This is a genomic window from Pseudomonas sp. JV449, from assembly GCF_032424295.1.
Lineage (GTDB): Bacteria > Pseudomonadota > Gammaproteobacteria > Pseudomonadales > Pseudomonadaceae > Aquipseudomonas > Aquipseudomonas marginalis.
In genome coordinates this window covers 1-14,883 of sequence record NZ_VYKD01000021.1, presented here as the reverse complement: position 1 = coordinate 14,883, position 14,883 = coordinate 1, and the positions used below count along the sequence as shown (strand labels likewise).

At 62.4% G+C, this 14,883-nt stretch carries 14 protein-coding genes; 5 read left to right on the top strand and 9 right to left on the bottom strand.

Features of this window, described 5'->3' with window-relative positions; genetic code table 11:
- Window positions 1-10 precede the first annotated feature (10 nt).
- The 3 genes from F6S08_RS20550 to ribD are packed head-to-tail and all read left to right on the top strand — an operon-like array spanning window position 11 to window position 3,473.
- Entirely contained in the window at window positions 11-1,699 is a 1,689-nt protein-coding gene (locus F6S08_RS20550; RefSeq protein WP_065927310.1) for a WD40 repeat domain-containing protein, read from the top strand.
- Window positions 1,700-1,716: 17 nt separating this feature from the next.
- Window positions 1,717-2,373 (top strand): SAM-dependent methyltransferase, encoded by a 657-nt coding sequence (locus tag F6S08_RS20545; RefSeq protein ID WP_065948047.1) that lies wholly within the window; start codon window positions 1,717-1,719, stop codon window positions 2,371-2,373.
- Complete coding sequence (gene ribD, locus F6S08_RS20540) at window positions 2,370-3,473, top strand: bifunctional diaminohydroxyphosphoribosylaminopyrimidine deaminase/5-amino-6-(5-phosphoribosylamino)uracil reductase RibD (protein ID WP_315872269.1); 1,104 nt, start codon at window positions 2,370-2,372, stop codon at window positions 3,471-3,473. Before F6S08_RS20545 ends, ribD begins: the two co-directional genes overlap by 4 nt.
- Window positions 3,474-3,508: 35 nt before the next feature.
- Here ribD and F6S08_RS20535 read toward each other — a convergent pair whose 3' ends face one another.
- The 3 genes from F6S08_RS20535 to F6S08_RS20520 all read right to left on the bottom strand — a co-directional run bounded on the left by F6S08_RS20535 (window position 3,509) and on the right by F6S08_RS20520 (window position 5,984).
- Complete coding sequence (locus tag F6S08_RS20535; protein WP_315872268.1) at window positions 3,509-4,237, bottom strand: class I SAM-dependent methyltransferase; 729 nt, start codon at window positions 4,235-4,237, stop codon at window positions 3,509-3,511.
- Window positions 4,238-4,500: 263 nt separating this feature from the next.
- Entirely contained in the window at window positions 4,501-5,073 is a 573-nt protein-coding gene (locus F6S08_RS20525; protein ID WP_315872267.1) for a hypothetical protein, read from the bottom strand.
- A complete protein-coding gene (locus F6S08_RS20520) occupies window positions 5,070-5,984 on the bottom strand; it encodes an NAD synthetase (RefSeq protein WP_315872266.1) in 915 nt (304 codons plus the stop codon). The genes F6S08_RS20525 and F6S08_RS20520 overlap by 4 nt, the downstream gene beginning before the upstream one ends.
- A 187-nt stretch (window positions 5,985-6,171) precedes the next feature.
- Here F6S08_RS20520 and F6S08_RS20515 point away from each other — a divergent pair, with 187 nt between their 5' ends.
- A complete protein-coding gene (locus F6S08_RS20515) occupies window positions 6,172-6,660 on the top strand; it encodes an Hcp family type VI secretion system effector (protein WP_065924329.1) in 489 nt (162 codons plus the stop codon).
- Between the two features lie 208 nt (window positions 6,661-6,868).
- On the opposite strand, the gene F6S08_RS20510 is transcribed toward F6S08_RS20515, so the two are convergent.
- From F6S08_RS20510 to F6S08_RS20495, 4 genes are all read right to left on the bottom strand, one after another.
- A complete protein-coding gene (locus F6S08_RS20510; RefSeq protein WP_315872265.1) occupies window positions 6,869-8,332 on the bottom strand; it encodes an aldehyde dehydrogenase family protein in 1,464 nt (487 codons plus the stop codon).
- A gap of 143 nt (window positions 8,333-8,475) precedes the next feature.
- On the bottom strand, window positions 8,476-9,648 hold the full coding sequence (locus tag F6S08_RS20505) for an FAD-binding oxidoreductase (protein WP_315872264.1): 1,173 nt from the start codon (window positions 9,646-9,648) through the stop codon (window positions 8,476-8,478).
- The gene (locus F6S08_RS20500; protein ID WP_065948053.1) at window positions 9,645-10,052 is read right to left on the bottom strand and encodes a RidA family protein; all 408 of its coding nucleotides are present in this window, start codon (window positions 10,050-10,052) and stop codon (window positions 9,645-9,647) included. Before F6S08_RS20500 ends, F6S08_RS20505 begins: the two co-directional genes overlap by 4 nt.
- Window positions 10,042-11,178, bottom strand: a complete 1,137-nt coding sequence (locus tag F6S08_RS20495) for a DSD1 family PLP-dependent enzyme (protein WP_315872263.1) — start codon at window positions 11,176-11,178, stop codon at window positions 10,042-10,044. The genes F6S08_RS20500 and F6S08_RS20495 overlap by 11 nt, the downstream gene beginning before the upstream one ends.
- 95 nt (window positions 11,179-11,273) lie before the next feature.
- On the opposite strand from F6S08_RS20495, the gene F6S08_RS20490 reads away from it, so the two are divergent.
- The gene (locus F6S08_RS20490; protein ID WP_065924334.1) at window positions 11,274-12,158 is read left to right on the top strand and encodes a LysR family transcriptional regulator; all 885 of its coding nucleotides are present in this window, start codon (window positions 11,274-11,276) and stop codon (window positions 12,156-12,158) included.
- Between the two features lies 1 nt (window position 12,159).
- Here the strand turns inward: F6S08_RS20490 and F6S08_RS20485 are convergent, their stop codons facing one another.
- Complete coding sequence (locus F6S08_RS20485; protein ID WP_315872262.1) at window positions 12,160-12,873, bottom strand: cupin domain-containing protein; 714 nt, start codon at window positions 12,871-12,873, stop codon at window positions 12,160-12,162.
- 22 nt (window positions 12,874-12,895) lie between these two features.
- Window positions 12,896-13,747 (bottom strand): GNAT family N-acetyltransferase, encoded by an 852-nt coding sequence (locus tag F6S08_RS20480; RefSeq protein WP_065948057.1) that lies wholly within the window; start codon window positions 13,745-13,747, stop codon window positions 12,896-12,898.
- Between the last annotated feature and the right edge of the window lie 1,136 nt (window positions 13,748-14,883).

The following is a 14,883-nucleotide window of genomic DNA, read 5'->3' as shown; positions in this document are numbered from 1 at the left end:
GGACTTTTCGATGAGACACATAGGCCCTATCAGCGGCGTCGCCGCCCATGCTGGTGAGTTCATCGCCACCGCCGGCTACGACAACCAAGTCATTCTGTGGAACGCCCAGACCGGGCATTCGATCCACCGCGTCAGCCATGACCACCTGGCCAACCAGTGCGCGTTCAGTGCCGATGGCAAGTACCTGGTGAGCGCCAGCAGCGACTACACCGCCCGCGTCTGGGAAGTGCCGAGCATGCGCCTCAAGGCCGTGCTGTCGGGGCATGACGACGACGTGGAAATGGCGGTGTTCTCGCCGGACGGTGCGTCAATCGCGACCTGCTCGCGCGATCATCAACTGCGCCTCTTCGACCTCGACGGCAACCTCAAGGGCACCTGCCGCGGGCATCAGGCCGATGTGATTTCCGTGGTCTGGTCGCCGGATGGCAAACGCCTGATTTCCAGCAGCGACGACGGCACGGTGCGCCAGTGGGACACCAGCACCTTCGAGCAATGCGATGAAGTCGACATCGGTGGCGTCGAGACCGATACCGTCGCCATTACCCGCGCCGGCGTAGTGTTTGCCGGTGACGACGAAGGGCGTATCTCGATCATCCATGGAGGCGAGATCCGCTCCGTTCCTGCCCACGATGCCGGGATCAAGCGCATTGTCTGGAATGATGAAAAACAGCTGCTGGTGACCTTGAGTTATGACCGCCTGGCGATCCTCTGGCGCTTCGATGGCACGCAGCTGGAGCGCCTGCGCAGCACCAATTTGCCGAGCATCGTCTGGCCGCGCAGCTGTGCGTTCGTCGGCAGTGACGCCTTGGTGTTCGCCACCTTCGGCTCGCGCTACGCCACCTGGGATTATGAACACGATCAGTGGACCGTGGACGGCATTCAGCCGGCGGTGAGCATCAACGCCGTGGTGACCACCGAGGGCGGGCAATACAGCATCGGTGACGCGGGCCTGCTGTTTCGCGATAACCAGCCCGTGAGCGGCGTCGGCAGCCTGTGCAACTTCCTGCTGCCGTTCGGTCCACTGCTGCTGACCGGTGGGCAGATGGGCCAGGTGTTCGACGCCCTCAGCGGGCGCCTGTTGTATCAACATCGCTCGCCGCTCAATTGCGGCACCACGTTCCAGCGCAATGGCCAGCTTCATGCATTGATCGGAACCTACACCGGCGAAGGCCTGGTGTTTGTCATCGCCGGCGATAACAGCCTGGAGCTGGTGGCGTCGATCCCGATGCACGACAACGCGATCAAAGGCGTGGCGGCCAACGAGCATCACCTGTTCAGCGTATGCGCCTCGGCCGCCGCCGCCCTGCACACTATCAGCGACTTCAGTTGCGCGCGGCATATCGAAAATGCCCACACGCGTATCTCCAACGGTTGCTGCCGGGTCGACGGCGGTTTCGCCAGCATTGGTCGCGACCTGAAATTGCGCCTATGGCTGGAGTCCGGTGACGAGGTCTATGACACGCCGCACCGCAATTCCATCAAGTGCATTTGTGCCTCCGCCGACGGCGAAGTGATTGCCACCGCGAACTACAGCGGCACCATCGCGCTGTTCGACTTGCCCAGCCGTTCCTGGCAGCAAGTACAGCGTCCCACCGCCAGTGGTATCTCCTGCATCACCCACAGCACGGCCAGCGATGATTTCCTGGCCAGTTCCTACGATGGCCAGATCTACGGGATCGCCACCCGTCGCGCCTCTTGACCCAAGGACTGCCTGATATGAGCAAGCAAGCGCAATTCATGGACGTATCGACGTACCGCCGGGCGCTCGACACCTCATTTGTCCACCGCTACAGCCATGGTGAAGATGAGTGGTCCTGGGACATTGGCATGGCCAAGGCCGCCCGGGTTTTCCTCGAGGCACTGGGGCCGACGCCGGACCAGCATATCCTCGACGTGGGAGTCGGCCGTGCGCGGGATGCCTCGGAGTTCATCCTGGCAGGGCACCGGGTGACCGGCCTGGACATCGTCGAGAATTCCAGCTGGCCGCTGCTGCGCAAACGCTGGGGCGAGCGTCTCAGCCTGGTGTGCAGCGCCCTGCAGGATTGGCAGCCACCGGCAGGGGAGGTGTTTGACGGCGTACTCGACAATGGCTGCTTCCATCACCAGCATCCGGATGAATGGGACCGTTACCTGGCCAATATCCGCCAGTACGCGCGCCCTGGCGCGTTGATCGGGCTCAACGTCTTCGGCGTCGACGCGAGCAACCCGGAGCCGGGCTGGCGCGAGATGGATAACCAGCGTCAAGGTTATTTCTTCACCGAACAGGGTGTGCGCGACACCCTGGAAGCGTTTGGTTTCACCTGGCAGGACCTGGTGGTGATCGAGCGCCAGCATGGTGAGGCGGTGTACCTGTTGGCGCTGGTTCGCACATGAGCCTGGCGCTGGCGCGTGACATGCACTTCATGCGGCTCGCCCTGAAACTGGCCGACCGGGGCGCCTTTACCACGGCACCCAACCCCCGGGTCGGTTGCGTGATCGCCAAGGGCGACTTGCTGCTTGGCCAGGGCTGGCACGAGTGGGCGGGGCAGGCACACGCCGAAGTCAATGCCCTGCGCGAGGCGGGCGCCGATGCGCGGGGCGCCACCGCCTACGTCACCCTGGAACCGTGCGGCGGGCATGGGCGCACGCCGCCCTGTGCCGACGCGTTGATCAGGGCCGGGGTGGCGCGGGTGGTGATTGCCAGTGTCGACCGCTCCCAGCATGAGCATCATGGCATTGAGCGGCTTGAGGCGGCGGGTGTGCTGGTCGAACACTTGCCGTGTCCGGAGGCGCGCGAGTTGAACCAGGGGTTTTTTTCACGTACCGAACGCAAGCGGCCATGGTTGCGGATCAAACTGGCCATGAGCCTGGACGGTCGCACGGCCCTGGGTAACGGGCAATCCAAATGGATCACCTCGCCCGAGGCCCGGGACGATGTGCAAGTGTGGCGCGCCCGGGCCTGCGCGGTGCTCACCGGCAGTGGCACGCTGCTGGCGGACAACCCGCGCCTGACGGTGCGCCTGCCCGACCCGCACGCGGCGTTTTCCGTTCCGCTGCGGGTGGTGCTCGACCGGCATCTCAAGGGCGATGCCCAGGCCCATGTGCTGGATGGCGCGGCACCGACCCTGGTGTTTCATGGGCCCGGCGTCCAGCCGGCGCACCCACCACCTGCGGGTGTGCGTTTCCGGCAGGTCGGGGTGGACGGCGAAGGGCTTGACCTGCGAGAGGTCATGACGGTCCTGGCTGAGGAGGGGTGCAACGAGGTCCAGGTCGAGGCCGGCCCGGTATTGTGTGGCGCCTTTGCGGCGGCAGGCCTGGTGGATGAGTGGCTGGTCTACATCGCCCCGCTGTTCCTGGGCAGTGATGCACGGCCGTTGCTGGCGTTGGATGGCTTGACCGATCTGGGGCAGGCGCAACCGTTGTCGATCATCGAGCAATGCCTGGTGGGGGCGGACATCCGGGTGCGATTGCGGCCGGTCGGCGCCCTGGCGTGATCGTTCCCACGCGCGTGGAAACGATCACTGCGCGATTATTTGCGGCAGGTCAAACCGATCTGCAGGCTGTTGCGCTCGAACAGTTGCCAGTACCCCGCACCCATGGAGGTGCGGCTGTGTTCACTGATCAGCGGGGCGACCCAGGTGAGCTGGTTGAAACCGGCTACTCGTGCGGCTTCTTCGTACACGCCATGCTCCCAGCGATAGTAGGTAAACGGTGCGGGGGGCGATGACATGAACTGCGCGTTGCAGCGAAACCCGCCGGCGACCGGGGTTTCATCGAACACCTCAATCCCATAGCGAGTGAAATTGCCTTTTTGCAGTTCGAACGACGGGTTGGCGGTGTAGGCCACCAATTGGCCGCCGGGCTTCAGGTTGTCGGCGGCCGACTGAAACATCTTGCTCAGTTCGTCGACACTGCTGGCATAGTTGAACAGCCAGGCCGCCGTCACCATGTCGTAGGCGCCGATACGGCCCATCTTCGCCACATCCCGCACTTCGTAGGCGATACCGTCGTTGGCTTGCCGCGCCTGGTAAATCATGTTTTCGGAAATATCCACGCCATGCACCTTGGCCGCCCCCCAGTCCTTCAACTGGCGACTGAAGAAACCATGCCCACAGGCCAGGTCCAGGATACGCAGGCCCTCGACATTGCCGACCATGCTACGGAAGGTGTCGACCTCGACCTTGCGCTGAGAGGCCCTGGCGGTGAAATCCTCGAACTGTTCACTGATGCGTTCGTACACTTCTTTGGATTCTTTCATCTGCATGCCACTCCTTCGAATATGCGGGCTGGGTGATGAGCAAGCCTTGGTGGTTTTTATGCAAGGTGTTGCTTGCGATATTAGGCGAAACGCCTCGATTTAACAAACGGCTTAGTGGGTGGTTTACCGACCAGGGGCTGCCGTTGTTGCGCGAGCGCGGGTTGTTTCGCAGTGAGTACAGCCACAGCACGTTTCGTGGGCATCTGGGCTTGCCGGTGCCGGTGAATCGGCATACGGCTGCAAGGAGCGAGGCGGCCTGAGGGTCACCACCATTTCCAGCGGCCCTGTTGTTTCAGGGTCGCGATAATGGCTAGGCGTTTGTGGCGTAACTCCACCGACTTTTGCCGCAGTTCGCGACAGCGGTTGCTGTTGAGAATGAGCAGGCCGACAAGTGGGCAGAGCAGGGCCAGTGCATAGAGATAGGTGTTGGGGCGCCAGAGGATGGCGGGTAGGGATATCAGCAGGCAAAGGAGGTAGACCGCGACGTTTATCCAGACCCAATGGATGCGGCCGTAGAGCACTTCAATTTGCGCAATGGAAAACACCGCGCTTATCGCTACTCCGCCAAAAAACCAATTACGCAACGTAGAAGCTTCTGGGGCTCCTGAAAGATAGGTAACCATTATCAGGACGCCAGTCAGGGCAATGCTAAAACACCCGGCAAGCATCCACCCTCCGATGACTGGCATGTAACGTTTGCGCCACGGTCGTGGATCTTCTATATAAAAAATAGAGTAGAAAAAATCCTTCCCACTCATCGTTTTCCAGTCAGGCAAGCTAACGCTGGTGTCATGGCCCAACTTCTCCAGGGCCTTTAGCGCTCTTTGCTTTTTCATTGATCGAACTCCTCATAGAGACCGACAGTGAGCGTACGAACATTGCCTGACATCGCGCTGCTCATGAACCCTGAGGTCGCAGCCAATGAATCTCTTATGTGATTGATGGTGGCTTGTTTTATTTGTGCCGCACTGATGCGCTTGCTGGTGGTTCCTGCGGCTTTTTTTAGTTTGAGCAGTTTCGTTGTCAGTCGCGGGTCCTGGATTCTGAGCAGTGCATCATTCAGCTTTACTCTTTCTTGCCGGGTAAGCCCTCTCAACACTTGCTGAATGGGTTTTCCCGTTACTTTCGTACTTAGATTGATAGTTTTTACTGTCGTTAAGGCAGATGTAGCGACTCCTAGCAATGCGATACCGTCCAGTACAGCGACTGCAGCTTGATACCAATCCTCGCTGTCGAGACGATCAATAGTCTGCGGGCTGAATGCTTCAACACTGGTTCTGCCTAATCCGATAAGACATTGCGCAGAGCTGGCCACAGCAGCTGCTTTGCCGACGAAGGAAATCACCACACTTGCCCCCGCAGTGAACGGCATAAACGCAACTCCGCTCCAGACCACCATCCAACTCAGTATCGCCCCCGCACACGTCACCGCCGTATTTAACGCTTCACTCACCAACCGCGATTCCCGCGGCTCATGCTCCAACATCCGCTTGAACTCCACCGCCCCCACATACCGGGGCGCCTCACGCAACACCACCTTAATCGGCCGCACACTGCAAATCGCCTGGAACTCACGCAGCGTGACCACGTTGAAGTCCTCATCGATATACACCACGCCCGCGCCAATCAGCACCGGGTCGCTGTCGATGGCGAAGAACAGTCGATGCAGGTCGATGCTGCTTTCAATGCGTTGGCGGGTGGTGCGGTGGGCCGAGGGGAATCCATCGTTGAACAAGGCGGTCGTCATTCCTTAACTCCTGGGTTTTTGGGGAGTCGAGAGGGTAAAGACGTAGTGGCGCAAATTAATGTCGGACGTTTCGCCATTTCAAGGCAGGCACTTCCCGATCCCGCTTTGCCATCTTGTGAGCACCGTCTCGATTCGGGAACAGTGCGCCCCATGTCACTCCCGACGCACAACAGGACAAGGAGCCAACATGGCAGTCGATATGTTTTTGAAACTGGGCGATATCAAGGGTGAATCGCGGGACCAGGCCCATCGTGACGAGATCGACATTACCAACTGGGGCTGGGGTTTATCGCAAACGGGCTCGATGCATTCCGGCACGGGAGGCGGTTCGGGCAAGGCCGACTTTGCCAACCTGAACCTGACCAAACCCCTGGATAAATCCAGCCCCAACCTGATGATGGCCTGCGCCACCGGCAAGCATTACCCCGAAGCCAAATTGGTGGTGCGCAAGGCCGGCGGAGCCAGCCCGGTGGAATATCTGGTGATCACCTTGAAGGAGGTCATGGTGGTGTCCTACAGCACCCGCGCTGAAACGGCCGAAGATGTGTTGTACGACAGCATCGCCTTGAACTTCGCCACCGTCGACGTCAGCTATCAGCCGCAGAAGGCCGATGGCGCCAAGGACGGTGGGCCGGTGAAGTTTGGCTGGAATATCCGGCAGAACGTCAAGGTGTGATGCGCTGAGAGGGCATAGGTATCCACACAGCCTTTCAAACCCTGACACATCTCTCTGTGGTGAGCGGGCGGTGCGACGATTCGACAAGCCCGCTCACCACAAGAATGCGGTCGCCTGAAATTTGTTTATGCAAGACTCAAGATTTTAGAGTGAAAATTTAACCCTTTAAAATCAATAAGTTATTTTAAGCTTGATAAAGGCCCATCACTCACTCGCCAAACCCGATAATCGCCTTGGTTTCCAGATACTCCTCAAACCCCTGCACCCCATACTCCCGCCCATTCCCCGAGCGCTTGTAGCCCCCAAACGGCGCCATCGGATTCCACGCCGGATGGTTCAGGTGCACCTGGCCCGCGCGTATACGCGACGCCACCGCCCGCGCAAGATCAAGGTCCTGCCCCTGAACGTGGGCGCCCAGCCCATAGACCGTATCGTTGGCGATGGCGACGGCTTCATCCACCGTCTCATAGGCAATGATGCACAGCACCGGCCCGAATATTTCCTCCTGGGCAATGCGCATGGCGTTGTCCACTTCGGAAAACACCGTCGGCCGCGTATAGAAGCCCTTGTCAAAACCCGCCGCCCGTCCCGGCCCACCGCACACCAGTTTGGCCCCCTCATCGAGGCCGGCCTGGATCATGCTTTGGACGCGATGGAACTGGGCTTCGTTGGCGATCGGACCCAACTGCGTCTGTTCCGATTGCGGGTCGCCGACGATCAGTGCATTCGCGGTAGCCGCCGCCAGGGCTTCGACTTCGGCCAGGCGGCTTCTTGGCACGATCATGCGGGTCGGCGCGCTGCACGACTGGCCGACGTTGCGAAACGCCGACATCACCCCCAGCGGCACAGCCTTGGCGAAGTCGGCGTCGGGCAGCAGCACATTCGGCGACTTGCCCCCCAGTTCCTGGGTGACCCGCTTGACTGTCGGCGCGGCCGCTTGGGCAACCAACGCGCCTGCGCGGTTGGAGCCGGTGATGGAGATCATGTCGATGTCCACGTGGGCCGCCATGGCCGCGCCGACTTCGGCACCGCTGCCGTTCACCAGGTTGAACACCCCAGGCGGCAGGCCGGCGTCATGCACCAGTTGCGCAAACAGCAGGGCGCTCAATGGCGACAGTTCGCTGGGTTTCAACACCACGGTGCAGCCGGCGGCGATGGCCGGGGCGACTTTTGCGGTGATTTGATACAGCGGCCAGTTCCACGGCGTGATAAGCCCGCACACGCCGATGGGCTCGCGCTCGATTGCGGTGCCGCCTTCCACGGTCTGGAAGCGATAGCTGGACAGCAGGTCACGGGCGACTCGGACGTGCTCGGCCGCCAGCGGCACTTGCATGGCCCGCGCGAAGCCAATGGCCGCGCCCATTTCCAGGGACAGCGCCTGTGCCAACTGCTCTTTGCGCTCAAGGATCAGTTCGTGGATTTTCCCCAGCACCTGGGCTCTCGCAGCAGCCGGGGTCGCAGACCAACCGGCGAACGCCCCGCGTGCCGCCGTAACGGCCCGGTCGACATCCTCGGCAGACCCGCGTGCCACCTCGGCAACCACGGCTTCATTGGCCGGGTTGACCACCGGCAGCGTCGCCGGGATCGCCGGGAACGTCCAACGACCGTTGATGTAAAACTGGTGAGCCGTTTGCGCATCAACGCTGTAGCTGTTTGAAGATTGAGTGGTCATCCAACTGGCTCCCTGGAGCGGTAATAGGTGCTGCAAACAGCACGGCCCGGTGTCCGGATAAGCTAGCAAAAGGCTCCCGCGCAAAGATGCCGTTATTCAACGCTGCAAGGGATAATCTGCTGAATCCGGCAGGCGGGTGAGGCTCATATGAGTTTTCCTGTGGTGGGGGCGTTTGCCGGCACCGTCGAAGGTTGGGTAAAGCGCCGGATATCGAACGGGCTGATCAAGGTGCTGGTGCTGCCGGTGCTGATCAGTTCGGCCATCACATCCCCCACGCCCGGGCCGAGCTGGAAGCCGTGGCCGCAGAAGCCGAAGGCATAAAACAGCCCGTCCACGCTACCGCTAGGGCCCATCACCGGCAGGGAGTCGGGGGTGTAGCTTTCGATGCCGCTCCACACTCGGATGATGTTCAGTTTCTCGGCGCCTGGTAATAGCCGTTTCATCTGGCGCATCTGGTTGAGCAGGCTCTCGGACTTGAAAAACGCGCGTCGGTTGAGCATGTCCGGCGTGCAGCGGGCGCCGCCGCCAATGATGATGTTGCCGCGCGGGATCTGGCGGAAGTAGATCACCTCTTCCTTGATCTTGGTGAACACGCCGATCACGGTGGGCAAGGCGTAGGGCACCGGTTCCGTCACCGACATCTGCGGGCCGTTGGGCTCCAGCGGCACCGGCTCGCCGAAGCGCTCGGACAGGCGCGCGGCCCAGGCGCCGGCGGTAATCAACAGTTGCTCGGCAACAAACAACTGACCGTCGGTGGTGGTGACGTGGAACAGGCCGTTGACCTTTTCCACGTCGGCGACTTCGGTTTTTTCCTCGATTCGCGCCCCGAGGCGCTGTGCGGCGCGGGCAAATGCCGGTGCCGCCAGGCGAGGATTGGCGTGGCCGTCGTGGGGCGCGTAGGAGCCGCCTTTCACCTCGGGGCCGAGGAAACCGAAACGCTGGTGCAACTCGGCGCCGCGATAGATTTTCAGGTCCAGTTGCGCGGCTTCCGGCGCGGCGGCGTAGGCCTCCAGTTCAGCGATTTCATCTTCGCGATAGCTCACGCGCATGTGGCCGCTGGGGATGAATTCCAGGTCGTCGTCGATCAACTCCGGCAGGCGTTTCCACAGCGCCCACGAACGGTTGGCCAGTTCCAGTTGCCCCAGGTAGCGGCCCTGGCGGCGCACATTGCCGAAGTTCACACCGCTGGCGTACTGACCGATCTGGTCGCGTTCCAGCAGCGTGACCGAGCAGCCGTGGCGGCGCAGGAAAAACGCCGACGAGGCGCCCATGATGCCGCCGCCGATGATCAGCACAGCGCTTTTTTGCGGGTTCATGCAGGCTGCTCCTGTGCGGTACGGGCCACTGCGTCGATTTCGATCAGGTAGCCATGGTGCAACACCGGCACGGGCACCACGGCGCGGGCCGGTTTATGTTCACCCAGGTAGCGCGCGTAAATTTGATCAAAGGCGGGCCAGTGTTCTATGCCGACCACGTACACCGTCACTTTGAGCAGGTCGCCGGGGCTCAGGCCCGCTTCACCGAGGATCGCCACCAGGTTATCCAAGGCAATCGAGGCTTGCACTGCGAACGGTTGCCCGGCGCTGTGCTCGCCATTGGCGCGTACCGGCAGTTGCCCCGATACATACAGCACGCCGCCGTGTGCCACTGCCTGGGAATAGTGCCCGCCCGGCGGTGCCGCGTGGGTGCTATGAATCGAGTGGATGCGATTACCAGCCATGCAGGCGACTCCAGGTGTGCACGCTGCCATCGGCCTCCACGGCGTGATAATCCGGGAACTGCGCGCCGGTGGCACAGGCATGGTTGGGCAGGATGCGCAGCCGACTGCCGATGGGGAAGCGCGTGACAAGCGCGTCACTGTGGGCAGCGCCCAGGGTGACGATGCCGTGTTCCTGGTTGGCAGCGGTGACCCGCGCGCCGTCGATCCAGTCGCCCGCTTCGCTGCACACTTGGCCGTAACCGAAGTCCTGGCGCTGGCGCTGGGTGCCACGGTCGCGGCTCATGGCCATCCAACCGGCGTCGGTGATAATCCAGCCTTTGTCCGGCTGATGGCCGATCACGGTGGTCAGTACGCTCAACGCCAACTCATCGGCCTGGCACACGCCGATGTTGCGCATGACCAGGTCGAAGAACACATACACACCTGCGCGTACTTCGGTGACGCCGTCCAGGTTCAGCGCCGAGAGGGCCGTGGGGGTGGAGCCGATGCTGACCTCGGGGCACGCCAGCCCGGCTGCGCGGAGGATGTCTGCGGCGCGTACGCAAAGTGCGCGTTCCTGTTCGGCCAGCGCTTGCAGGGGTTCAAGGCTGTCCAGCTCGTAACTCGAGCCGGCGTGGGTCATCACGCCACGCAGGTGCAGGCCGCCCTCGCTGAGGATGCGGGCGACGTCGATCAGTACCGGGTCGTGAGCGGCCAGGCCGGAGCGATGGCCATCGCAATCGATTTCGATCCACACGTCGAAGCGTGCGTCATGCTGCTGTGCGAAAGCGACGATGGCCTCGGCGCCCGGGACGCTGTCGGTGAGCAGGCTGAGGTTACAGCCTTTGCGCCGCAGGGCCAGGGCTTGGGGCAGTTTGCCCGGGGCCATCGCCACGGCGTAGAACACATCGCGGATACCGGCGGCGAAACAATGCTCGGCTTCCTTGAGGGTGGACACCGTCACACCGCTGGCCCCGGCGGCGATCTGGGCGTGGATCACCGGCAGGCACTTGCTGGTCTTGATATGCGGGCGCAAGCGCACGCCCAGGCTGTTCATGCGGTCTTGCATGCGCTGGATATTGCGCTGCATCTGCGGGATGTCGACGAGCGCGGCGGGCGTGTCGAGGGAAGCAATCGGCGTGGACATGGCGGAACTCGTGTGGCGGGGGACAGGCTGCACTCTACTCAGCTGTCGTTAACCTGTGGTTCAATCGGTATTCATCAATCATTAAGTAAAATTGAATGATTTCCATCGAAGACCTTCGCCTTGCCGTGACCCTGGCCCGCTCGGAGTCGCTGAGCGCCGCCGCCCGCACCCTGAATGTGTCGCCGCCGGCGTTGTCCATGCGCCTGCGCAAGTTGGAGACGCTGCTCGGGCTGAGCCTGGCCAATCGCGATGCGCGGCGCCTCAGCCTGACGGCGGATGGCGAGCGGTTTTCGCGGGAGAGCGCGCTGTTGCTGGAGCAGCTTGAGGCGCTGCCGGAGTCGTTCCGGCACAAGGATGAAACCCTGGTGGGCACCTTGAGGGTGGCGGCGCCGTTTGGCTATGGCCGCCAGCGCATCGCACCGCTGTTGGCGCGGTTTGCCAAACTGCACCCGCAGCTGTGTTTGCAGCTGGATTTGCGCGAGACGCCCTGGCCCGATCGCCATGACAGTGATGCGGTGGTTCACATCGGCCATCTGAATGACAGCCTGTGGACCGCGCGGCCACTGACACCAAACGAGCGCTGGTTGTGCGCCAGCCCGGCCTACCTGCACGCCCACGGCGTGCCGTCTGCGCCGGATGAGCTGGCGTCCCATCGCTGCATCTGCATTCGCGAAAATGATGAGGACGTGACCCTGTGGCACCTGCGCAAAGGCCAGAGCCGCAAGACCCTGCGCGTGGAACCTGCGTTGTTGAGCAACGATGGCAGCGTTGCCCGGCGTTGGGCCGAGCAAGGCTTGGGGCTGGTGCTGCGTTCGCAGTGGGACGTGAGTGACGCCGTGGCCAGCGGCAGCCTGGTACGTGTGTTGGCGGACTGGAGCTTTGACAGCGCACCGGTGCTGCTGCTGGTGCCGTCGCGCAAACTGCGCAGCCCGCGCGTACAGGCGTTGGTGACGTTTCTGGAAGAGGCGTTGAAGGCCTGAGTCACTTCACCGCGTAGACCTTGCGCACGTACACCGTACTGGTCCAGGCGCAGGGCGCGCCTTTGGCCACGAACACGGTATCGCCGGTATTCACCGTGACTTCGCCACCTTCGTTGCCCTGCAGGGTGACGCGGCCTTCGAGCAGGTGCATCAGTTCGTGCAGTTTGTGCGGGCGGCCGTGGCGGGCGTAGGGCGTCGAGTCCCAGATGCCGACGCGCAGCTCGGTCACGGCATCGTCGAACAGGTTGAATGCGCGGCACTGCGGGGTGGGGCCGATCAGTATCTGGGGTTCCGGCGCGGCGGAGGGGTTGAGCAGGGTGTGCGGATCGAGCAGGGTCAGGCCGGGGCACACCGGGGCATCGGCCTGCTCGACCGCGCAGAACGCCCATTCGCTGCCTGCACTGGCCTGCACCGTGAGGCGTGTGCCCAAGCCGATGACGGCGCTGGCGCCGACGTCCAATTCCAAGGACTGTTCCGCGGCACTGAGCACGACATGGCCTGCATGTACCACCAGCGTTTCGCTGTGAGGGAAATCTTCGATCACCGCTTCGCCACTGAAGGACACCACGCCTGCGGACACGCCATCGTCGCCCATCCAGGCAAGTTGGCGGCTGTCGCCGAACGGGTCCAGCGCGCTCAAGGCGGCCTTGTTGAAAGACGTGGCAACGCGGCTGCCGTCGGCGCGTGCCAACAGCAGGATACGGGGAGATGACATGGGGAGTGCTCCGGGAGAAAAGTCAGCCGATCGCCTGGGTGATCAGGGCAAAGGGGTGTACGCCTTGGCTGGCCTGGGGCGGCGTACCCAGGGCCATTTGCGCGACTGTGTCGATGTTCTTCAGGCCGGCCTGTTCGAGCCAGTCGCTGAGGCCACAGGCGACGGGAATGTCGATGCGCACAAAGGTGTCCGGCACCTGGGCCAGCAAGGTGGCGATCAGGTACTTGGCCTGCTCGATATTTTCCGCCACCACCGGGCCGATGCAACGCCCACGCCCAAACGGCCGCAGCAGGGCGAAGCCGCGTAGCCGGCCGTCGCGTTCGATACCCACGGCGTGCTCCACCTGCAGGTCACGCAGCACTTCACGACGGTCCATACCGCTGGCGGCCTTGGCCAGCGCGAGCAGGCTGGCATGATCATCGGCGTTAAGCGCCCGGCAGGTTTCGCCGTCGGCAAGCGTCGGCAGGGCGGGCACCAAGGCCTGGCCCTGATGCTGCTGCACCCGGCCGAACTCGACGAACCCCTGGCTGGCATACAACGGCGCGCCGGCGAGGGTGGCGTTGAGGACCGGCGTGCGCGTATCGCAGGCGGCAATGGCCTTCTCCATCAAGCGCCGGCCGATGCCCTGGCCCTGGTAGTCATTGCTGACGATCACCAGGCCGATGGTGGCGTAGTCGCCCTGGGGGCAGGTGAACGCGCTGCCGATCAGCCGCTCGCCATCCATGACCACGAAGCCGTCGCTGACCCGTTGCAACATTGCCCAGTCTTCCAGGCGGTGAGGCCATTTGAGTTGCACCGACAAATCGTGGGCGGCCGGGAGGTCGGCTGCGGTCATTGGGCGGTAGAGATAAGTGGGGTGTGGCAGGGCGGACATGGCGAGCCTCCGGAGCGTTGTTAATTGTGGCGTCAGGGTGCTTGTATCCCACCTGGGTTGAGGGCTGGCAAGGGGGGCGGGAATATTCGGTAGATTCCTCGTGGTGTGTGGGGCGAGACCACAGTTACTACTTAATTGCGGTTGGGGGGCAGCAGCAAATGCCATGGGGTTGGCGTTGGAGCCAACTGGAGTAGGGCGGGGGTACACGGTTAAAAATGTGGGAGGGGCGGTGCGACGGTTCGACTTGCCCCCGATGAGGCAGTGTCAGTGGATGCATCTGTAGCTGAGCTGCTGCCATCGGGGGCATAAGTATCTGCACAATTTTTTTCAGCGGTCTGTGGCGAGGGCGCTTGGTTCCGTGGCGGCCTTTGGGCCGACCGCTTTTTTTGGGGTGGAGTACATATCCGTTGCTGCGGTCACGGCCACCTATGGTTCCGCTCTTACAGCGGGTCACTTTTGGAAAGACCCAAAAGTAACCAAAAGGTCTTCGCCCCAACACTCGGCACCTCGCCTAGGCTCGGTGTGCCCTCACTCCGGCTTTGGAGCGTGGGCCGCCGCGATGGGCCATCCATGGCCCAGCGCGGCTAACCCGGCGTCCTGCCGGGTTACCCACGCTCCAAAGCCTGCGTTCGGCCAGCGTGTTTGACGGGGCGATTTGAGATCAAAAGCCAAAGCGAGGCGGCCTTAAAGCCGACCTGATCATTGAAGCGTGCGCGGTGTGGCTTCTACTTCCTTAACCGCTGACGAAGTCAGCAATCTTTTGATCTGGCTCTGGCTCTGGCTCTGGCTCTGGCTCTGGCTCTGGCTCTGGCTTTTGATCTTGATCTCAGTCGCCCCGTTAACCACGCTGGCCGAACGCAGGCTTGAATCCGTGGGTAACCCGGCAGGACGCCGGGTTAGCCGTCCTGGGCCAAGGATGGCCCATGACGGCGGCCCACGGATTCAAGCCTGCGTTCGGGCATACCGAGCCTAGGCGAGGTACCGAGTGGTGGGGCAAGAGCCCTTTGGTTACTTTGGGGCTTTTCCAAAGTGACCCGCCGTAAGGGCGGAACCCATAGCGGCCGTGACCGCAGCAACGGATATGTACGCGCTCAAAGCCAACGACATGGTCGGCCCGAAGGCCGCCACGGAACCAA